The organism is Massilia sp. CMS3.1 (assembly GCF_051262535.1).
Lineage (GTDB): Bacteria > Pseudomonadota > Gammaproteobacteria > Burkholderiales > Burkholderiaceae_D > Telluria.
Genome location: NZ_JBIMES010000012.1, coordinates 142,107 through 162,567 on the forward strand (window position 1 = coordinate 142,107; position 20,461 = coordinate 162,567).

At 54.8% G+C, this 20,461-nt stretch carries 15 protein-coding genes and 4 pseudogenes; 14 read left to right on the top strand and 5 right to left on the bottom strand.

The genetic code is table 11. The features are described 5' to 3' along the window. Positions 1-46: 46 nt before the first annotated feature. Positions 47-2,899 carry a M16 family metallopeptidase gene (locus ACHAC9_RS18895; protein ID WP_435762203.1) on the bottom strand — a complete coding sequence of 951 codons (2,853 nt, stop codon included), beginning with the start codon at positions 2,897-2,899 and terminating at the stop codon, positions 47-49. Positions 2,900-3,273: 374 nt separating this feature from the next. On the opposite strand from ACHAC9_RS18895, the pseudogene ACHAC9_RS18900 reads away from it, so the two are divergent. The 4 genes and pseudogenes from ACHAC9_RS18900 to ACHAC9_RS18915 form a co-directional block, all read left to right on the top strand. Beyond that, positions 3,274-4,197 (top strand): annotated as a pseudogene (locus ACHAC9_RS18900) (YifB family Mg chelatase-like AAA ATPase); the annotation flags it as partial. 707 nt (positions 4,198-4,904) lie between these two features. After that, on the top strand, positions 4,905-5,294 hold the full coding sequence (locus tag ACHAC9_RS18905) for a BlaI/MecI/CopY family transcriptional regulator (protein WP_435762205.1): 390 nt from the start codon (positions 4,905-4,907) through the stop codon (positions 5,292-5,294). Further along, positions 5,284-6,471 carry a M56 family metallopeptidase gene (locus ACHAC9_RS18910; RefSeq protein WP_435762207.1) on the top strand — a complete coding sequence of 396 codons (1,188 nt, stop codon included), beginning with the start codon at positions 5,284-5,286 and terminating at the stop codon, positions 6,469-6,471. Before ACHAC9_RS18905 ends, ACHAC9_RS18910 begins: the two co-directional genes overlap by 11 nt. Before the next feature lie 200 nt (positions 6,472-6,671). After that, positions 6,672-7,475, top strand: a complete 804-nt coding sequence (locus tag ACHAC9_RS18915; RefSeq protein WP_435762209.1) for an IS5 family transposase — start codon at positions 6,672-6,674, stop codon at positions 7,473-7,475. A gap of 798 nt (positions 7,476-8,273) precedes the next feature. Here ACHAC9_RS18915 and ACHAC9_RS18920 read toward each other — a convergent pair. Further along, positions 8,274-8,609 (bottom strand): helix-turn-helix domain-containing protein, encoded by a 336-nt coding sequence (locus tag ACHAC9_RS18920; protein WP_435762211.1) that lies wholly within the window; start codon positions 8,607-8,609, stop codon positions 8,274-8,276. A gap of 42 nt (positions 8,610-8,651) precedes the next feature. Here ACHAC9_RS18920 and ACHAC9_RS18925 point away from each other — a divergent pair, with 42 nt between their 5' ends. The 4 genes from ACHAC9_RS18925 to ACHAC9_RS18940 all read left to right on the top strand — a co-directional run bounded on the left by ACHAC9_RS18925 (position 8,652) and on the right by ACHAC9_RS18940 (position 11,853). Beyond that, entirely contained in the window at positions 8,652-9,845 is a 1,194-nt protein-coding gene (locus ACHAC9_RS18925; RefSeq protein WP_435762213.1) for a hypothetical protein, read from the top strand. 160 nt (positions 9,846-10,005) lie between these two features. Further along, positions 10,006-10,569, top strand: coding sequence for a type IV toxin-antitoxin system AbiEi family antitoxin (gene abiEi / locus ACHAC9_RS18930; protein ID WP_435762215.1), 564 nt, complete (start codon positions 10,006-10,008; stop codon positions 10,567-10,569). 363 nt (positions 10,570-10,932) lie between these two features. Continuing rightward, on the top strand, positions 10,933-11,229 hold the full coding sequence (locus ACHAC9_RS18935; RefSeq protein ID WP_435762217.1) for a hypothetical protein: 297 nt from the start codon (positions 10,933-10,935) through the stop codon (positions 11,227-11,229). Between the two features lie 117 nt (positions 11,230-11,346). After that, positions 11,347-11,853 (top strand): hypothetical protein, encoded by a 507-nt coding sequence (locus ACHAC9_RS18940; protein WP_435762219.1) that lies wholly within the window; start codon positions 11,347-11,349, stop codon positions 11,851-11,853. A 510-nt stretch (positions 11,854-12,363) separates the two neighbouring features. Here the strand turns inward: ACHAC9_RS18940 and ACHAC9_RS18945 are convergent. Further along, entirely contained in the window at positions 12,364-13,098 is a 735-nt protein-coding gene (locus ACHAC9_RS18945; protein ID WP_435762221.1) for a metallophosphoesterase, read from the bottom strand. A 122-nt stretch (positions 13,099-13,220) separates the two neighbouring features. Between ACHAC9_RS18945 and ACHAC9_RS18950 the strand changes: the two genes are divergently transcribed. The 4 genes and pseudogenes from ACHAC9_RS18950 to ACHAC9_RS18965 form a co-directional block, all read left to right on the top strand. Then, positions 13,221-13,808, top strand: a complete 588-nt coding sequence (locus ACHAC9_RS18950; protein ID WP_435762223.1) for a transposase — start codon at positions 13,221-13,223, stop codon at positions 13,806-13,808. 815 nt (positions 13,809-14,623) lie between these two features. Beyond that, entirely contained in the window at positions 14,624-14,878 is a 255-nt protein-coding gene (locus ACHAC9_RS18955) for a type II toxin-antitoxin system Phd/YefM family antitoxin (RefSeq protein WP_435762225.1), read from the top strand. Beyond that, positions 14,875-15,087, top strand: a pseudogene (locus ACHAC9_RS18960) (VapC toxin family PIN domain ribonuclease); the annotation flags it as partial. The gene ACHAC9_RS18955 and the pseudogene ACHAC9_RS18960, both read left to right, overlap by 4 nt. A gap of 116 nt (positions 15,088-15,203) precedes the next feature. Next, positions 15,204-16,618, top strand: a pseudogene (locus tag ACHAC9_RS18965) (IS1182 family transposase); the annotation flags it as partial. 265 nt (positions 16,619-16,883) lie between these two features. Here ACHAC9_RS18965 and ACHAC9_RS18970 read toward each other — a convergent pair. Then, positions 16,884-18,029 (bottom strand): annotated as a pseudogene (locus tag ACHAC9_RS18970) (IS5 family transposase). Between the two features lie 253 nt (positions 18,030-18,282). On the opposite strand from ACHAC9_RS18970, the gene ACHAC9_RS18975 reads away from it, so the two are divergent. Then, positions 18,283-18,480 carry a hypothetical protein gene (locus tag ACHAC9_RS18975; RefSeq protein ID WP_435762227.1) on the top strand — a complete coding sequence of 66 codons (198 nt, stop codon included), beginning with the start codon at positions 18,283-18,285 and terminating at the stop codon, positions 18,478-18,480. Positions 18,481-18,800: 320 nt separating this feature from the next. Further along, positions 18,801-19,595, top strand: a complete 795-nt coding sequence (locus tag ACHAC9_RS18980) for a TIGR02391 family protein (RefSeq protein ID WP_435762229.1) — start codon at positions 18,801-18,803, stop codon at positions 19,593-19,595. Between the two features lie 458 nt (positions 19,596-20,053). Here the strand turns inward: ACHAC9_RS18980 and ACHAC9_RS18985 are convergent. Further along, the coding region (locus tag ACHAC9_RS18985) for a hypothetical protein (RefSeq protein ID WP_435762231.1) at positions 20,054-20,461 on the bottom strand (408 nt) is incomplete at its 5' end.

The window sequence follows — 20,461 nt, forward strand, 5'->3', positions numbered from 1 at the left end:
GATCATGACATGACCGGGCGTTCTCGTGGGAGCGATGGGCGCTGTATTACTTGACGCCGCTACCTTCCTTCGCCGCCTTCGCAAAATCACCCGCCGCAACAAACGAGATGGCAGCCGGCTTGATGAACTCGCGCATCGCGTCGTTCACCTGGGCCAGCGTCAGCTTGCGCATCGCGTCGTTCACCTGGGCCAGCGTCAGCTTGCGCACCTGGTCTTCGACCGCGGCATCGAATGCCAGCGTGCGGTCCAGCGTCAGGTACTCGGCCAGGGCGCCGGCAAGCGCCTCGTCCGAGGTGCGCGACACTTCCTCACCCTGCAGCCAGCCCTTCTTCGCCTCGAGCAGCTCGGCTTCGGTAAAGCCTTCACCCACTGCACGCGCGAGCTCTTCGCGCAGGACGGCTTCCACCTTCGCCGTGTTCTGCGGGGCGCTCATGGCGTACGCAATCCACATGCCCGCAGGATCGCGCATCGGGACGTTCAGCTGCGAGCCGACGCCGTACGACAGGCCTTCCTTCTGGCGAATGCGGTCGGCCAGGCGCGAACGCAGGGCGCCGCCGCCCAGCATGTAGTTCGCCATCACCAGCGCCGGATAGGCTTTCGCGTCGTCTTTCATGGGCACCGGATGCACTGCCAGCAACATGCTGCTGGCCTTGTCCGGGGTTTCGAGTGCCAGCTTCTGGCCGGCGACCGGCTTGACGGTGCTTGGGACACGCACATATTTCTGCTGCGCGCGCCAGGCACCGTACAGACGCTCGACCTGGGCCTTGAGCGCCGCCGGATCGAAGTCGCCCACCGCAGCGAAAGTGGCGTTGTCCGCACCGTAGAAGGCGGCGTGGAAAGCCTTGACCTCGTCGGCCGTCGTCGCTTTCTGCGCGGCGAGTTTTTCCTGGAGCGTCATCGCATGCTTGACGTGGCCCTCCGGGGTGGTGTCGAGCAGGCGCGACAGTGCAGCGCTGGCCTGCGGATTCGGTTCCGGAATCGCCTGCTCGGTTGCATTGATGTTCGCGCGCTGGAACTCGCCGAATTCAAGCGCTGCGAATGCCGGCTGCTTGAGCATGTCGGCCACGAGCTCCATCACGGCAGGCAGGTTCTCGCGGGTGGTCGTCACCGACGCGCTGAGGCCTTCGGCGCCGCCCGAGATGCTGTGCTGGGCCTTGAGCTTGTCGAACATGTCCTTGAGCTGCTGGCGCGATTTCTCCTGGGTGCCATAGCTCAGCAGGCCTGCCGTGAAGCTGCCGGCGGTTGCCTTGTTACGCAAGGTTTCTTCGGTACCGAAGCGCAAGCGGATGGTCGCGGTGACGAGCTTGCCCTTGGTTTTCTTCGGCAGCAGCGCGCCCTTGAACCCGTTGGCCAGCGTGAAGCGCTGGGTACGCGCTTCGATATTGGCAGGGCTCGGGTCGAATATCTCACCCTGTGCTACGGTTGCGCGGCCCTTGTAGTCATTGACGACGGCGGCGATGTCGATCACGCCGGGCACAAGCGTGCGGTCCGCGGCATCGGTCGGGACGAACACGCCGAGCGTGCGGTTCGACGCCTTCAGGTAATTCTCGGCGGCTGCCTGCACGGCCTTGACGTCGACCTTTTCGACATGGTCGCGGTTCACGAAGAACAGGCGCCAGTCGCCTGCCGCCATGGCTTCGGTCAGGCCGATCGTCAGGCTGGCACTGTCGTTCATCGCCAGTTCGATGTTCTTGGCGATGGCTTGCCGCGCGCGCGCCACTTCCGCTTCGGTCACTGGATTGGACTTCAGGTCTTCCAGCACCTTGAGCATCGCATCCTGGGCCGGCGCCAGCGGCTGGCCCTTCGGCACCACCGCGCCGAAGATGCGGTAGCCAGGCTCGAGGTTGCTGACTGCCATGACATTGACGCCGGTTGCCAGCTTGGTTTCCACCAAGGCCTTGTGCAGGCGGCCTGATGGCGCGTCGGTGAGCACACGGGCCAGTACCTGCAGCGCCGCGGCATCCGGGTGCCCGCTTGGCGCGACGTGGTAGCCGGCGCCAACGAACTGGGTGCCGCCGGAGCGACGCACGGTGACGGAACGTTCGCCATCCTGCACCGGTTCGGCCGTATAGGTCGGCTGGATCACACGCGCGGGTTTCGGGATCTTGCCGAACAGGGTGTTGACCTGGGCCAGCACCTTGGCTTCATCGAAGCGGCCGGCGACGATCAGCACCGCGTTGTCTGGCTGGTAGTACTGCTTGTAGAAGGCGCGCAGGCGCGGAATGTTCACCTGTTCGATGTCGGAACGGGCGCCGATGGTCGACTTGCCGTAGTTGTGCCAATCGAATGCGACGGCCTGCAGGCGCTGGAGTGTGACCCGGACCGGGTTGCTCTCGCCGATCTCGAACTCGTTGCGCACAACCGTCATTTCCCCCTTGTTGGTCTTGGTGTTCCACAGGTCGTCCTGCGAAATCGGGGCGTTGATCATGCGGTCCGCTTCCAGCGCCAGCATGGTGCGCAGGTTGGCGTCGTTCGCCGGGAAGGTCGCGTAATAATTGGTGCGGTCGAACCAGGTGGTGCCGTTGAAGTCGGCGCCGAGTCCATTGAGCACTTCGACCGGGCTCTGGGTGCCTTTCTTGACGCCGAAGTTGGCGGTCGGCTTGAACAGCAGATGTTCCAGCAAGTGCGCCATACCGGTCTCGCCGTAGTTCTCGTGGCGCGAACCGACCATGTACACCATATTCGTCGTCAGCGTCGGCTTGGACGCGTCCGGGAAGAGCAGCACGCGCAGGCCGTTCGCCAGGCGGTATTCGGTAATGCCCTCCACCGAGGTCACCTTGGCCGGACCGCTTTGCAAGCCGGACCTTGCCTGGACAGGTGCCGCCGCGGCGGTTGGAGCTGCAGCGAAAACCGGCGACAGGATGCCGGCACTTACCATCAACGCAATGAGAATTTTCACGTTTTTATATTCCGATCTATTTATACATACGAAGAATAAAAGGTTCATTAACCATTTATTCGCCATGGTGCATCGAACCTTCATCTTATTGACGCGGTTGGTTGCATTCCCTATTTGGAAGTTAAACAATGAAGCTCGGCTTGCTATAAGTCAATACCAAATGAATCCTGCTTAAAACCAAACAAAAAAATACGGTTGAATATGCACTGGCCATAACGCGTTGGCTAAAGACTTGAGAAAGCGTGCATTTTCAGGAGTGCCGGACTCTCACAAACAAGCACATCGGCGTGGGTTCCGCGCACGATTGGCAGCGCTCAATGACGCAAGCTCACGGCGGCGCACCATCTGGCCAGTCCCGTTTCGTCAGGAGTCCCATGAGTCTCGCCGTGTTACGAAGCCGTGCCCTTGCCGGCATGGAAGCACCCGCCGTCAGCGTCGAAGTCCACCTTGCCAACGGCCTCCCCGGACTAACGATCGTCGGCCTGCCGGACGCGGAGGTGCGCGAAGCGAAGGACCGGGTACGCGCCGCCTTGCAAAACGTCGGCTTCGAGATGCCGGCGCGGCGCATTACCGTCAATCTGGCGCCGGCCGATCTGCCAAAGGAATCCGGTCGTTTCGACTTGCCGATCGCACTCGGCATCCTGGCCGCGTCCGGCCAGATCCCGGCAAAGGAACTGGACAGCTACGAGTTCGCGGGCGAGTTGTCGCTTTCCGGACAGTTGCGTCCGGTTCGGGGCGCGCTGGCAATGACCTTTGCGATCGGCCGCGGCAGCGTCGGCAAGGGGCGCGCATTCATCCTGCCCAGGGCGAACGCCGACGAGGCCGCGCTGGTGACCGACGCCGCCATCTATCCGGCCGACACGCTGCTGCAGGTCTGCGCCCACTTCGCGGCAACCGACGAGGGCGCGCGCCTGGACCGCTATCGCAACGAACGCCCAGGGCAAGCGGTGCACTATCCCGACTTTTCCGACGTCAAGGGCCAGCAGCATGCGAAGCGCGCGCTCGAGATTGCCGCGGCCGGCAACCATTCGCTCTTGCTGATGGGCCCACCCGGTGCGGGAAAAAGCATGCTGGCGGCACGCTTTCCCGGCCTGCTGCCGCCCATGACGGACGAGGAAGCGCTGGAGGCGGCTGCCGTGCAATCGCTGGGTGGCAGTTTTTCGGTGGAGCGTTGGCGCGTGCGGCCATTTCGCAGCCCGCACCACACCAGCTCGGGCGTGGCATTGGTTGGCGGGGGCGGCGTGCCGCGTCCGGGCGAAGTCTCGCTCGCGCACTGCGGCGTGCTGTTCCTCGACGAATTTGAAGTTATATGAAAGTCAGTGCTGTCTGTCCGCCTATCTGACTTTACAAATTGACAACCAGTTTCGATCCCTCAGTTGCCTTACGAATCAAAGTTCCCACTGCCGCGACATTTTTGTCTCTGCAGCTGCCCATCAGGGGCGCGCCCTGCCCAGTCAGTCCATCCCAAGCTCGATGCGCGCCGCATGCGCGCTGGCATGTTCATCGGGCGCTACAGGTCGCAGATCTAGCCCTCTCGGATGTGTGCTCGAGGGCCAACCGAACTCGCGCGTCATAATTGAGCAAGTGCGCCGGCACTGAAAGAGCGTCGCCATTTACAAGCGACAACATATACTTGCCGAAATCGGGCAGCGTCTCAGAAACGGCGACCTGTACCGCGTACGATCAGTCACCTCACCGTTGGCCTCAAGCGAAGGTGGGCCTCGTCACATTGCAAGCTCACCAAGCAGCTCTTGCTATCTACCGTTCGCCCCGCTACCAGGCAGCGGCGTCATGGCCGCAGATAAGTATGAATGCGACCACCCACAGGTGAACGTGCGCACACATGATGCTAGGCTCACAGCTCAAAATGCAAGCTCATGACTTAGAGCGTCTAACAAAACCTCGGCTTGAATTAAAGCAACACACTGCAGACGAAATCGAAGCTTGACACTATTGTTTACAAGTGTAATTATCATCGCAATTACACTTGTAAACGGTTGAAGCCTTGAACGACGATATCGCTACCTCAATCAGCGCCGCTGAGTCCCGTGTCATGGACATCCTTTGGCATGCAGCCTCACCGCTAACGGCGGACCAGATTATTGCTGCATTAGCGGACACCGAACATTGGCAGGCGGTTACCGTAAAGACGCTACTCAACCGCCTGCTAAAGAAAGGGGCTATCGGTGCGCAAAAAGATGGGCGGCGCTTTCTCTACCACGCCGTATTACAGCGTGATGCCTGGTTGTCGAGCGAAAGCGAGAGCTTGCTTCAACGCCTGTTTGGCGGGCGCATCGCACCACTCGTCGCACATTTCGGCAGCCGCAGCAAGCTGTCACAAGCTGATATCCATGAGTTGCGCAAGTTAATCGACGAGCTCGACGATGGTGAATGAGCTGACACTATTGGTATCACGGGCGTTGCTGTTTACGAGCTTTGCGATCGTGTTGGTTCTGCTTGTTCGCCGGCCGTTGCGGCACTGGCTTGGCGCCGCAACGGCCTATCAATCTTGGCTAATCGTACCTTGCGCGACTACCGCAGCGCTGCTGCCCAGCGGCGCTGCGCCGGTTATCCGGATGGTGCCAGTTCTTCAGCCTATTCGTGTTCTCGCGGAGCACACCACACCAGTCACAGCAGCTCCAGCCGACGCATTGCTCGTGCTGTGGGCGTGCGGCATGGTCCTTATGGCGGCTCAGTTTATTGCAGCGCACTATAAGTTTTTGCGTCAGGCTGGCCATCTTACCGCTTGCCAAGATTGGTATGTGAGTGCAGGTGACGTGGGTCCAGCGTCTGTTGGCTTGTTTCGTCCACGTATCTTTGTGCCAAGTGATTTCACTCGGCGCTGCTCGGCGCTGGAACAGGTGCTTATAGTCGCACACGAGCGGGCTCATATAGACCGGCGGGACGCCATAGGCAATCTACTATGCGCAATGTTTCAGTGCGTATTTTGGTTCAATCCGTTGTGCCACTTCGGCGCACGGCGCTTCCGTCAAGACCAGGAAATCGCCTGCGATGCACTCGTTATGGCGAGTCATCCGCACCAACGCCGGGCATATGCACATGCCCTCTTGAAGTTTCATACCGGCGCTTCCGCAGTCTATGCCGGAATCAACTGCCATTGGCAGACCAACCACCCAACGAAGGAAAGAATCATGAGCCTACATTTGTCTGCACCCGGAATCGCCCGTCGCCTTGCCGGCCGCTGTATCGTCGTTGTCTTAGCCGCAGGGGCAATGGCCGCCACGCTGGGCGCCCGCGCCGAACAGGTTGCGACAGCGTCCACTTATTCCGTTGCTCTGACGTTCGATGCCGGTGCTGAGCACGCTGAACCGCGAGTGCTGGCAAAAGCGGGCGAAGCGTTCGCCGTTGCATCAGGTGACTGGCGTATCGAACTTACCGTACGGCCAGCGCAGTCAGCGAATCAGGTCTGGTTAGCTGGCAAGCTAATCAAGAACGACAAGGTCGTTGGTGCCCCGACGATACTGGCACGATTAGGTGATAAGGCAACCGTCAAGGCAGGCGATGGCGACCAAGCACTCGCACTGTCAATGGTAGTTTCAAAGCAACCCTAACCCATACGGGCGCGGCGGGAGCGGTTCATTCGGGGCTTAAAACGGAAGCTTCTTCGTTCCCGAGACAAGCCCCGATAGGACAAAGATCTCCCGCCGACCTCGTAGAAATGTTGAGTCAACAACATCGGCTCACCTAGCTGGTCAATGTGCTTTTTATACTGTCGCGGGCGTCAAGTATGCTCGTAGCCTGGATTGATCCCATGTCCAAAGCACTGCTGCCCGACGAGCTCTGGTCCCTTATCGCAGCGTATCTTCCAGCACATGCGCCGTCGCCGAAGGGAGGCAGGCCACGCGTCAATGACCGGGCGGCCCTAACCGGAATTGTGTTCGTACTGAGGACTGGAATACCTTGGGAATATCTGCCGCGCGAGCTGGGATGCGGTAGCGGCATGACATGCTGGCGTCGGCTACACGAATGGATGCAGGCCGGTGTTTGGCAGAGCGTTCATGAGGCGGTACTTCGTCGGCTCCGCGAATACGACCAAATCATTTGGGACCGAGTGAGCGTCGACGCTGCCAGCGTGCCGTCGCCCTTTGGTGGTGAGCATACTGGGCGAAATCCTACTGACCGTGGCAAACTCGGCTGCAAGCATCATATCTTGGTAGATCAACGCGGATTGCCGTTAGTGGCTAGAATCTCGGGAGCACAAGTTCACGATTCGCGGTTACTCATGCCACTAGTGAACGCTATTCCGGCCGTCAAAGGCTTGTCAGGCCGAGCTCGCAAGCGTCCAGCAAAATTGCATGCCGACCGAGCGTACGCGTCGCGCGCGCATTTGGCCTGGCTGCGTCGCCAAGGCATTGCCTCACGGATCGCGAGGTACGGTGTCGAGTCACGTGAACGGCTCGGCCGATGGCGTTGGGTGGTCGAACGAACCCTTGGTTGGCTTCATCGATTTCGCAGGCTACGAATCCGCTACGAACGTCGTGCAGATATTCATCAAGCCTTCCTTTCTCTCGCATGCTCTCTCATCTGTTGGCGATATGTTGAACGGTTCTGTTAGAGATACTAAGCCTTTCTTTCGCTTGCCTGCTCACTCATCTGTTGGAGGTACGTTGAGAGGTTTTGTTAGGCGCTCTTAAGCACGGCCTCCAGCAAGGTCCGGTCCTCGGAGCGGTACGTTGATGAGGGGAATGCAATGTTCGGGTTGCGTAGCCAGCTGGCGCCTACGCGAAATTTATCTCATTACTGCGAGCACTGGGCTTTATCGCAATTAGTGAACAGCCGTCTCGGACACCACCGCAAGGCGACTGCGTTTTCTTGCAACAGAGTGGGTTGAGGTGTAAAAAGTAGCCATAGACTCAGATGCGCACCCCGACAAGAAGGGCAAAACCCCTACGGCGGGTCGTGCAACCATGAGCATATGAAGCAAATAAAATTGAAGTATCAGCTTTCATCAGCTTGGTTACGGTGGCAGGGTAAGCACATATGACAGCCGATGTGCCCGCTGAGTTTTGCTTGGACCGATTAGACTATTGACCATGGAAGATTGCGACAAAAAAACGTACTGCATTGTTACATTGCTCACACCGGACACGAGCGTTCTGGGCGTGCCTGTCTCAGTGTGGAACAACGCACTCCTTGGCCGTTTCCAACAGACCATGGCGGTCCTCCAGGCCCAGACCGAAGGCACGCAGGCCGAGGTTGATTTAGCTGCCCGAAGGCGCAAGGACTCCTGTTAGGTCCGACCCGCACGTCGTGCCTGAGTGCTTCTGCTCGTAACCGGCACGCTGCAAGAGCCAGCGATTGCGAACATCCCGCTGCTAGTGTTGACTTTCAGGTAAATTGCCATCGTATGATTCTAGGTAGCGGCGACCAGCTCCTCTGTTGAAATGATCAGTGAGCTTGCGGTGGTTCCAACGGCAGCAGCGAGCTGGAACACCGCTCGAACGGTGGGCTGCCGTCTGCCTCGCTCAATCAGACTGATGTATGTTCTGTCCAGACCTGCGGCATGTGCAGCCTGCTCCTGAGTGAGCTCAGCGCTTATTCGCGCCTCGCGAAACGCTATTCCAAATGCTAAGCCGGGGTCCAATGATTTCTCCTTCGTTGGAGAAATCATCTCTTTGCTGTATGATTTAGTCTTCGGACTATAGTCATCATTTCTGAGAAATTCGAAGTGAGCCTTCTTAGAGGCCATGTGCGATGGTCCCTTCCTGCTCCTCGAACATTGATCATTGAGGTGCTGCTTACTTACTTCAATGCAATCATGGCGTTCGACCTACTATGTACCTTGAGTTCAAGCGCAAACGCGGAACTTTGCCTGCGTTATTGGGCATACGACGACGGAGCTTGGCAAGAGAGTTTAATCAGTCTTTGTCGGGCGTTTGCACTTACGGCAGAGTCGTTAGAAAAGCAGGTTTCGGATAACTCAGTGGCGTACGCGCTCAAAATGCGCTGTAAATGTTGTGGAATGCCAGAGTTTGCGGTGACGCGAGCGCAATACGAGCAACTAGCAAGGTTCACAAGTAGATTTGCGCGGCCGTGCCACAATGTCAAATGTGAGCTCAAGCGTGATCCGCTCGACTTGAGTAAAACATTAAAATCACTCAACCAACGCGCCGACATCATTGAAGAGAAGCTCCAGAAACTACGCAATCAACTCCGACCTTTCGATTACACCTCGCTAAGTGCAGTCGACGCATTTTATATATATTCTATTTTAGTTGGATCTATAGACGATTGGTACGACTCTGAGATACCTGCCAACAACACTCTATCAGCGAAATTAGCACCGACGCTCCTTTTAACTGAACAGCTCTATGAGCGGCTACGTTCTCTTTCAGTAATCGTGCCCAGCGTGCATTCGCATTTACGGTCTTTCAATATCGCGGGTGGCAAGGGTAGCCAAATCACATACGATCCTCTGCGTGTTAGTTGGACGCTTGCAGTCGATGAGGACGGCCATGATAAAGATCAGCTCATGGCTTTACTGCGTAACATAATCGGCTCGGCCTCTGAACCAAGCTGTAGAGAGTTACGGCGGTCACTCGTCGAGCATGAATGCATAAATCTAATTGGTTCCAAGTTTTCTAGGATAAAGCTTCGGCTAAATCAAAGCGCAGAGTCGCAGTTGCGCTCAGCACTTGAACCCATAATGCGCAATTTCCCCGCAAAGGCCGTCATAATAATTATTAATGAGATATTCATTGATCAACGTTTTTGGGACAAGTTTAAGAAGACCCGAATAGAAAATGCTGTTTCAGCTGTGGTGGCCAAGTTAGAGCAGTATGCGAATGCAATGCCGCGGTTTAAACTTTCTTCAGATGTTTCCGAGCCTCTTAACGATCAGATAATACTGGACGGAGATTCGCTGATGTCAAGTATTTTTTGCCAGCTTTTTGGCAAAGAGCGCAATTTCGTACCTAACAGTTGATTCTTTGAATATCCAACGTAACAGCCAACGAATGCGGTAAAAAATCAAATATTACGTAAAGTTAGCGCCTTATATTATGGTGGTCGCGCCCATATCGCTTTTATGAAAAACTCATTTGCCAAACTGAAAAATGGTTTTCGGGATAATTTAGTGTCTGATTATGGCTGCTGAATTTAAGAATTTGATCATCAAACTCGAAGAGTTAGATCAGCGCGGCATCCAGGTTATTAGCTCTGCCGACCTAAAATCTATGCTGGGAACATGTTCTCCTAGTGTAGTTACGGACGCTGTGAAAACTTTGCTTTCCGAAAGAGTATTGCAGCGAGTAGCCAGAGGAGTTTTTGTAAATCTTCAGGCTCAGTCGCGGAAGAGCTACTTGATCGAAGAGATAGCATGCGTACTGAGAAAGGGTTATTTTAATTACGTTAGCTTAGAATCCATTCTTTCAGAATTCGGTGTAATTTCTCAGATTATGATTAGTCGGATTACGGTCATGACGACCGGCCGAAAAGGAACATTCAGCACACCCTACGGAATCATTGAATTTACACATAGCGCACGCAAAATAGAATCGCTTGTTGCGAGAACGTTACATATCGAAGGAAGACCGCTGCGTATCGCGACAAAACGCGCAGGTGCTGCTGATCTGGTACGCGTAGGGCGAAATACTAATATGATCGACTGGGAGGAGCTCGCCGACGATGGATTTTACCCCGATGCTTGAAAGTCGATCCGGTTATTATTATTGCATTGCTCTAGTAACGAATTCCAAAATCAACCTGATCCGATTCTCTCCATACGGACCAGATGATATTAAGGATGTGTAGCCGCGCTACTCTAGAAGACGATTTCCGAGTTGCGTTGGTCGAACCATCGCATTGCAAAATACCGCAATGATCTCGACGCTTTGCCAAACGAGTAAAATATCTTATTAGAATAGATTTCGCTATCACAAGTTATGCCAAGATTTTCAAAGTCTGTGGGCAGAGTTTTCATAAGGTGGTCGAAAATGAATCTTAAATTCCGAAAGTTACATGCGCTATACATGCAGACCTTATCAAAATTCAGGTCTATTATAAATAGGTATATGATCGAGCCAAAAATAGGGAATTCTGCGGCGTTTTCCTTAGATAACACTGTAGATTTCATGTGGCTGGCGAAGTTTAGTGAGATGGACTGCCGATCGGCTGATGCTGGCCGTTCATTAATTGTGGATCTCGATAAGCTGTGCCGGTTTGCCAATGTCGTCGGTGAGAATACTGCCCGGTATTTGGAGGAAAGAATGATGCTTTGGTTACAAAGGGAGCATAGCGCAGCCATTTCCGCTGGTGACATTGCGCGGGCAGAAACAATAGATTCACTAATTAAGTCTCAAGTGCAATGAAGAAATTTTATTTTGCATGATCGCGAAATTGCTTTTAAATTGGCGAACTGTGAACCCTTGATCTTCCCAGCTAAATAGGTCAAGGCTCAGTAAATTTATTAGATAGAAGATACTGCGATGAAAGTTCGAATGCAAAAAAAAACTGCTGATACGTTATCAAATAAGAAGACTGGGGCATCGTTAAAAGTGCAGCAGGCGAATCAAGTTAGCGAGGAAGATAACGCTGAACTAGTTGCTCAACTGCGACAAGACGCAATGGACCGGCGGTCGGCCCTCTTTAGGGCAGGGGAACTTATTGACTCTTCTTTTCTCTGTGAACGTCTTGGAATCACCCATTGCAGCCTAAGAAACGCTGTTCGGGAAAAACGTATGTTCGGGATCAGGGGGCCGGGCCGGGCAATGTGGTACCCGAGCTTTTTTGTAACTAGCTCCTTAAGGCGATGCGAGCTCGAACAGGTTTCCGTTGCTCTAGGCGATCTGGCTGGTGATGCGAAATGGCAATTTTTCACGACCCCAAAGTACTCTTTAGACAAGGATACTCCATTGGCAGCGCTTGAGCGGGGTAAATTAATTCGTGTACTTCTGACCGCAAGAGAGTATAACGAGCGCCGGTTTGGACGTTAGCCCAGCAAGACGGCCACTGTTGAGAGAATTGCCAAAATCGATGCGCACTAGTGGCTTATGCTACTCAGCAATAGTGATCCGTACAAGACCTACCTGGATGTACCGAGCATTACTAAATGTCGTTTGTCATCTCAGTGCGATGACTTCCAGTCTGCAGCAGGACGGTACCTTGACGATTACCCACCCGCCGCTATATCGGAAAACAATTATTCTGCCCGCCCTTACTATCATCATCCTCCAGGGACCTGGGCCGCTCGCCGGTGACATGTGTTTGAGCAGCAATGGCTTGTACTGGGCCGGGCGTGGTCGCGCGCTGCTAGAAATCTAGGACACAAGGCCTCAATTAAAGCTGGCAGTGGAGCAGTAGAGCAGTAGAGCAGTAGAGCAGTAGAGCAGTAGAGCATCATTAGACTGCAATTCTTCACGCATACGGCACAAAGGCATCAAACCAATTACCAGAAGAGGTCGATGCGTTGGCTAAGCTTTTGTCCAAATCAACACCATCAATTTTCAACTTGAACAATGAAGTTTGGGTCGAAATTTTTGGTTTTCCGCCCCTCCACCACGCAGAAAATAGCCAAGTGGGTTGGCCACCACACGGCACTTGCCCAGTTGATAGTAGAAACTAGTGTGTGTATGACCGTGAACCCAGACGTCGACCTTCGCCGTCAAGTCGTCGAGGTTCGAAGCAAACGCAGCGGAGACGGGATCCGCGTTATATTGGGGAGCAACAGAGCGCATCGAAGGCGCCATGTGCGTCACAACCACAGTACGGCCCGAGAACGGCTCCTCGAGCTTCTCGCTAAGCCACTTCTTCTGTTCAGCGTGTAGCCCCGCTATGTCCTGTGGATGCAATTTTCTGTATCCGGCTGTTGCTACCCTGATGCGCTGATAGTCATTCATACCGGCTCGCGCATCCAACATAGCACTCCACTTGCGATCCGGGCTAAAAAGGGAAAAATCAGTGCATGGTGTCGCACCCAAAAAACGGACGCCAGATAGCACATATTCCCCACAGTCGAGGTAGTGCACGTGCGGGTAATTCTCGCATTCCTCACGAATCGCTAACCCAGACGTCTCAATAGTTTCCCCGTAAAACTCATGGTTGCCAGCAATAAAGCACGGGCACTCCAGGAAACTCCTCTGCAGCCCACGCAGGGGCTCGAGATATTGTATGAATGTCACCCGCCAAGATAACAACATCTGGTTCACTAGCAGACGTATCGAATCGAGGTGCTTACTCACGCCACACTTCTAAGTGAAGGTCGGACAAGACTAACAACCGCATGCTGAACTCGTGAAGATGCATGAATCGCCACGGCTAACGTGGACACTCCTGAGCCATAATATCGGCACAAGGAGAACGTATGAGCGGCAAGCGGTACACAGAGAAATTTAAGATTGCAATGGTCAAACAGGTGGAGCAGAGCAATCACCCAGCGATCAAAGTAGCCGCACGGCTCCGGATAAGCATCCACAGCCTGTACGCATGGACGAAGCGCTATGGCGTACCAGAGGTGGAGCGGAAGGCCATTAATGCCCAGTCCGACGAGATGCGGCGCTTGAAGGCCGAGCTCAAGCGCGTCACGGAGGAGCGTGACATTGTAAAAGGCCGCGGTGTACTTTGCCAAGACGTCCGGGTAAGTTTCATAGGTGCGGTTCTGAACAGTCGAGAAAACGCTTTCTCTTGTTTCGGCGGCGACCTGACCGAGTTTTCGACACATCGTGCCGAGAGCGGACGCTTAGAGTGGCTTAGTGTACGGTTCGTTGCTTTCATGACAAGCAACGAAGTTCTGTTCGCGCTCTTTTTCGACTGCGTCCGGTCGGTCAAGGCGCAACTGATAGGAGTTTCATACAACGCAGGATCTGGGTGTTTTAGGGTCTTATTACTATCCGCTCCTTGGAAACGCCACAATAGGGATAGCCGGACTAGTTCTAAGGCACTTTGGAAATAATTCGTGGAACTGAGTGCACTAAGGACGAAATTTGCGACAAATGGTCGAGTTAGGGATCGAATTCACGACAATCTCGTCCACGGGACAACTCTTAAGGCGAAAATCACGACACGGAAATCTCTCGTGCGCGACAGTTGTGGGCGTCACGTGTGTGCTCTTTGCCCTGCTTTCCCAGACGCAGTCGAATAGCTGAAGGCTAGAATGGACCGAGTTCGTCGCATGACGACGTCCGTCAACGATGTCGACCCGGCCTTCGTCCTATGGCAATCCACAGACAGCCGTTAACATGCGCGTCAGATTAATCGGTTTCGAAAAGCTTGGGGAAGCAAAGTTCACAACTATAAAGAGACAAGCGTAACTGGGCTCAACAGAGCCTATTAGTGAACGTAGGAAACACCTTTTTTTGGTGAGTAACGATGCGGCAGCGTCGACCGAATCCTGCTGTAGCCCGGGATGCGGCCTGACTGACGTCTGCAGTCGGCCCAAGCTGTGTAAAAACACAAAGCCGGCAGTACGCCGGCGACACCAGGGCTCTCAGAACGCTGTCGACGGCGTTTTCTCGAGGTCGGGAATGGTAAAGAGATCCCCGAAAACACACAGATCTCGCGTTTTTACACAGCCTGGGTCGAAAGGGGACTTCACCGAAGCCTTCGCCCTGCGAGCTATGGCAAACATTATTCGCAGGAACAGCGTGCTGGAACGGCCTCCCCATATGGATGCATATGGCAAACTTTATTATTCGTTTACACCAGTTAGCTTGCACTCACTTGCACTAGTAGTAACATCACTGCATAGAGCAAGCATAAGGGGTTGCCATGACCATTATCACCATATCCAGCCGCGAGTTCAACCAAGGGGTGAGCGAGGCAAAACGGGCCGCAACCAATGGGCCGGTGTTCATCACAGATCGAGGCCGGCCGGCCCATGTACTGATGAGCTTTGAGGAATATCAGCGACTTACAAAGCAGCGGCGCAACATTGCTGATGCGCTGGCTATACCGGGTATTACCGACATTGAGCTCGAGCCTCCCCGCGTGACCATCGAAACACGGGCGGCTGATTTCTCATAATGTTTGTTCTCGATACCAACGTGGTGTCCGAACTCCGCAACGTGCGGCTTGGCAAGGCCAATACGAACGTAACGGCATGGGCGGAGAGCGTTGATGCCGCTGACCTCTTTGTGTCTGCTATCACCATCATAGAACTTGCGCTTGGCGTTCTGGCGAGTGAGACAAAGCACGCCACCCAGGGGGCCATGTTGCGTTCATGGCTTGAACAGCACTCATCGCTTCATGATCCTCTGCTTCTGGCCCAGCCTGTGTAAAAACGTAGGGCCATGTAAACGAAATCGTACCAGTAAACGTTGAACCAGTATCTCATCATCACGGGTGCTATATGAGGCGCTTTATTGAAGGCGAAGAACGCGGACAAGGCACGCTGCTGCCTGAGCATCTGGACGATTACGTGACTGAGGATAATCCGGTTCGTGTAGTCGATGTGTTTGTCGAAGAGCTTGATCTTGCCAGCCTCGGATTTGGGCGCGTGCATCCGGCGAAGACGGGCCGGCCGGCTTACCATCCTGCTGTGCTTCTCAAACTCTACATTTACGGCTACCTCAACCGTATTCAATCGAGCCGAAGGCTTGACGCAACGTCGAGTTGATGTGGCTAACCGGACGCCTGGCGCCCGACTTCAAGACAATTGCGAACTTTCGAAAAGACAACGGCAAGGCGATTGGTAAAGTCTGCCGGCAGTTCATCGTTCTGTGCCAGCAGTTGGATCTTTTCTCGGACGCGGTCGTCGCGATCGATGGCAGCAAATTCAAGGCTGTCAACAGCAGCGGCCGCAATTTTACCGATGCCAAACTCAAGCGCAGGATGGCGGAGATCGAAGCCAATATCGGCCGCTACCTGGCAGAACTTGATTCCGCTGACCGGCAGGAACCAGCCACTGCAAAGTCGAAAAGCGCTCGTCTGAACGACAAGATCGCGGCGATGAAATCGCAAATGGCGATGCTTAAGGAAATCGAAGCGAAGCTGATGGAGACTGGCGAAACGCAGATCTCGCTCACCGATCCGGACTCGCGCTCGATGATGACGCGCGGCTCAGGCATCGTTGGCTACAACGTGCAAACTGCAGTCGACGCCAAGCATCATTTGATTGTCGAACATGAGGTAACCAATAACGGCAGTGACCGAGACCAATTGTCTGACATGGCCAAGAAAGCCCGGGCCGCGATCGGCACGGCGACACTGACAGCAATTGCTGACCGCGGCTATTTCAAGGGCGAAGAAATCCTTGCCTGCCATGAAGCAGGTATTTGCACTTTGGTGCCTCCCACGAAAACCTCCGGAGCCAAAGCCGATGGCCGGTTCGACAAGGCCGACTTCATTTACGACCCGCAAAAGAACGAATACCGCTGCCCGGCAAGCCAGTCTTTAATATGGCGCTTCGCCAGCGTCGAGAAGGGCATGACCAACCACCGGTACTGGAGCTCGAACTGCAAAGGCTGTGCTCTCAAAGACAAATGCACGCCGAGCGCTAACAGGCGGGTAACCCGCTGGGAACATCAGGACGTGCTCGATGAGATGCAGGCGCGTCTCGAACAGACGCCGGATGCCATGCGAATCAGGCGCTCAACGGTTGAGCATCCATACGCGACGATCAAGGCATGGATGGGCGCTACGCATTTCCTGACGAAAGGCATGGAGCGCGTGAAAGCAGAAATGAGCCTGCACGTGCTCGCCTATAACTTCAGGCGCTTGATGGCGATTCTCGGCCCCGAGAAAATGCTCGCAGCGATCATGGCGCACGCCCATTTTCTGACGCTACAAGGCCTGCTTGAAGCGGTTTCCACGCTGGTGTTGATGAAAACTGTCAAACGGGATTACGCCCCCTGGAACGCTTCTCAACGCGCCGAAATTAGCTTTGGTCCGTACAATTCGTGGCCAAGGCTTGGATTTTGAGTTTTTACACAGGCTGGGCCGATTGCGGACGTCGGCTCAGTGTACGAGGTTGTTGCTACCACAGCAAGTAAGAGGTTTTGTTAGGCATTCTTAGTGGGTGTGGACGAAATTAACTCCGATAAGTCAATCGGCTGAGTAGCATTCGGGCCTCGGCCAGCCAAACCCAAGCGGCCGAAATATCTAATTTTCGGTCGGGATGCATTACCGTGCGGCGCCAGCGTTCAGTCCAAGCATGCGTTCGTTCAACGACCCATCGCTTTGGCAGAGCCACGAACGCGGTGTCGACTTCTGCAGCCGGCGCGGTCGCTTGCGCAGCGTTGTGCAAGGTTCCCGTCGTGCCGTTTCCCGGGCGCCGTATGACTTCGACACGGATATGGTGACGCTCCTCGATATCGCGAGCGCACTTCCCACCGTATGCACCGTCGTTGTAAAGCTTTTGAAGCCCGGGCGCTTTAGCACATGCCTTCGCGACGACTGCAGCGGCGGCATCGCGATCCTGCACGCTCGCCGCGGTCACTGTCAGGGCGATGATCAGGCCCATCGTATCGACGACGAGGTTGCGCTTTCTCCCCTTGACCTTCTTGCCTGCATCAAAGCCGCTTTCGCCGCCCTGGGGTGAACTGCGATTGGACTGAGCATCGATGACGGCCGCTGTCGGCGTCTCAGTGCGCCCCATACGTAGGCGCCACTGCTCGCGCAATCGGTCTTGCATCTGCGCGAACACGCCTGCTGCGGCCCAACGCGCAAAGGTTTTGTACACTGCCTGCCAGGGTGGGAACGTCGTGGGCAATAGCCGCCAGGCGCAGCCCGTACGCAATACATAGGAACAGGCGTTGACCAGCTCGCGTCGACTTTAATGGGGCGGCGTGCCTCGATGGCCAGGAGCGCGCTCGAACAAGTCGGCGACCAAGTCCCATTCAGCGTCTGTCAGATTGGTGCTATAGAAGGGTACGTCTTCGCGCCGGTGCGCCGCCGTGTAGCCGTAGCGCTTTGGTCCTTTATCGGCAGTCGGGGAAACCCGTCGAGCTGTCTTGAGGCGCACGATCCCTTGTGCACGCAACGCGCGCCGGATCGTCGCTGTGCAAACGCGCACGCCGCAGCGACGATCCAGCTCGTTGGCAATTTCCTCTAAACTGGCTTGCGCGTGCTCCGATACGATTTCGTGCAAAGCTGCGATATGCTCAGGTTTTAATGCTGACGGCCTGCCGCCAGGATTCGCTAGCGGCTGAGAATCGAGTCGCTGTTTCGTTGCCATGGCATGCCCCTCCACATCAGAGATAGCATGCCATAGTTACGCCGTCGATTTTGTCTACACCCTCTTAACCGACTGCGTGCGCTTCACTTTTGGTTGTAGCGAAAACTGAAAAATCATCAACTTCTTGTGGACCCGAATGGCCCATGGCTATAAGATTGCCTTATTGCAACACGCTGCGGGCTACGCTCGGGAAATCTGCGCCTAACGGCGTCCGTGGCGACCGGCAGTCGGTACAACCGAGAGGAGAGCAGAGATGGGTGAGTGGTCAGACTATTTTGAGGACTTCCCGGAAGAGAATCAGGCCAACTATATTGGCGAAAGATTTGATCCTGCAGGCGCCAAAGCGCAGCGGGAGGCTCAGCAAAAAGCGACACTGAAGCTGAGGAAAGAGCAGCAACAACTTGACGCAGAGATTGCTGCCATCGTCCAAAAACATAAACCGGCAAAGTGAGCATGAAAAAACGCGTCATTGGCGTCCGCATGGGCCGGTAGCCAGAAACAGAGGTCAATATGCCAAACCAGCCTTCCTTCAAATTAGCTAGTGGTGAAGTTGAGCTTGTCTTCCCCACCACGCGCGACAATCAACCTAGCGCAGGTTCGCATGGGATGAGCTTGCTTGGCTATTTCGCCGCCCAGGCACTAGGCAGCCTTCGGCCAACTGCAACCGAACTGAGCGGTGATCACTCAGCCCGAGCTATCGCAGAGCACTGTTACGCCATAGCGGATGCAATGCTGGTATTACGGGAGAAAACCGAATAAGACCGGAAAAATATGAGTTCTCTTTTCTTTACCGACACGCAGCTGGAAGCAATTGCTGCTGCGCTCGGTGATACCTCAAGCGGGCTAACATGCTCAGAAATCGGATTTCTGCTCAGCGCGAGCCGTATCACGGATGTCGATCCGAACGCGACCAAACGCATCCGGCTCTACAATGCTTTCGCTGTTGACCAAAATAGCAGACAGGATAGGCTGCATGTACTCGCGTTCATCCGAAAGTCGGTGAAGCCTGAACGATACGTGTCCAACCCTGATCGCTTCGAGCCCATGCGTGTTCGCGTGAACCAAGCTCTATTGTTCGCTGGGTTGGCAATTGATCATAGTGGCTTGCTCCACGAGGTACGGCAGGCGCGCACAATTTCGGAGGCAAGGGTCCGTGCTGACGAGCTTCGCGCCGACCTGGTGAAACGAGGCGTGCACGCTGACGTCCTAAAATTCTGTAGAGAAGAGCTTCTGGTAAACAACTACTTTCATGCAGTTCTGGAGACCGTAAAGAGTGTCATGGACAAACTCCGGTCGAAAAGCGGACTTAATGAAGATGGTGCCGCGCTTATTGATAAGGCACTTGCCGGAGAACGTCCTCTGGTTCGTATCAATGCATTGTCGACCGACAGCGAACGAAGCGAGCAAAAAGGGTTCGCAAACCTGCTACGAGGAGTCGCCGGAATGTTCAGGAATACGACTGCGCACGAAGCCCGCATTCACTGGAATATGTCTAAGGATGACGCAGAGGATTTGCTGTCGATGGCGTCCCTAATCCATCGCCGGCTCGACAGGGCTATCACCTAGGAAAACAATGAAACATTTATAATTAATTCTCTTCCGATTTGCATGTCTTGGAGCCGTTTGCGGCTTCCTCTTCTGCGTCGTCGGTATTTTTATTACCCGCAGTCCTAACGGCAAGATGGCGGCCGCTGTGTTTGCGGTCGTCGGCCCAGTCGCAGTGATGGCAACTTTTTATGCCATTCGTTGGGCGCTTACTGGACGGATCAAGCCTTGGGTGCCCAACTGAACACCTCGGAAAGGGAGGAATGACGAGTGAACTGGACGATTTGAGGAAACGTAAAGAAAAACTGCTTCTTCGCGAGGAGGTCGCGCGACTGGATAGGCGGGCACGACTGGGCAAAGCTAGTGGCTCGTTAGCAAGGAACGCTGCGATTTTCACTGTCCTTACCTCAAGATTTAATGTCCGCTTATGGCCGGTAGCAGTCTACCAGCGAAGGACTGCAACCGACCCATTGCAGACCTTACGGGCATGGCATTGCAGCGAACTCGCGACACTGCACTTTGTACGCCCTAGTCTCAAATACGAGTGGTGAAAAATCATGCCACTCTACGACCAGCTCTATGCCAGTTGAGGTCGTGAACAGCGAAAGAATTTCGCCGTCTTTTTTCTCCACCTTTAGCGAATCGATCAACACCCCGTCACGCTCAATGCTCGTAACGTCGCGAAGCTCGATCCGCAGTGAGCTTTTTACTGACTCCACGATTGCCTCATCAACAACAATCGTGATTGCCCGGTCGAGTGTGTGGATGTCGCGGATGGTTGCTTCATGAAATGAAATTTCGGACACGTTCTTTATTCCTATCGACTGAGCACTAAACGGCCACTGTCCGCTCTTGGCCGATCTAGGGAGCTTGCGAAGGACCGCTCC

Coding starts and splice junctions, on each gene's coding strand:
- ACHAC9_RS18910 (WP_435762207.1), top strand. CDS start 5,284: ATGGTGAATGAGCTGACACTATTGGTATCACGGGCGTTGCTGTTTACG.
- ACHAC9_RS18915 (WP_435762209.1), top strand. CDS start 6,672: ATGTCCAAAGCACTGCTGCCCGACGAGCTCTGGTCCCTTATCGCAGCG.
- ACHAC9_RS18920 (WP_435762211.1), bottom strand. CDS start 8,609: ATGGCCTCTAAGAAGGCTCACTTCGAATTTCTCAGAAATGATGACTAT.
- abiEi (WP_435762215.1), top strand. CDS start 10,006: ATGGCTGCTGAATTTAAGAATTTGATCATCAAACTCGAAGAGTTAGAT.
- ACHAC9_RS18935 (WP_435762217.1), top strand. CDS start 10,933: ATGATCGAGCCAAAAATAGGGAATTCTGCGGCGTTTTCCTTAGATAAC.
- ACHAC9_RS18940 (WP_435762219.1), top strand. CDS start 11,347: ATGAAAGTTCGAATGCAAAAAAAAACTGCTGATACGTTATCAAATAAG.
- ACHAC9_RS18950 (WP_435762223.1), top strand. CDS start 13,221: ATGAGCGGCAAGCGGTACACAGAGAAATTTAAGATTGCAATGGTCAAA.
- ACHAC9_RS18955 (WP_435762225.1), top strand. CDS start 14,624: ATGACCATTATCACCATATCCAGCCGCGAGTTCAACCAAGGGGTGAGC.
- ACHAC9_RS18975 (WP_435762227.1), top strand. CDS start 18,283: ATGGGTGAGTGGTCAGACTATTTTGAGGACTTCCCGGAAGAGAATCAG.
- ACHAC9_RS18980 (WP_435762229.1), top strand. CDS start 18,801: ATGAGTTCTCTTTTCTTTACCGACACGCAGCTGGAAGCAATTGCTGCT.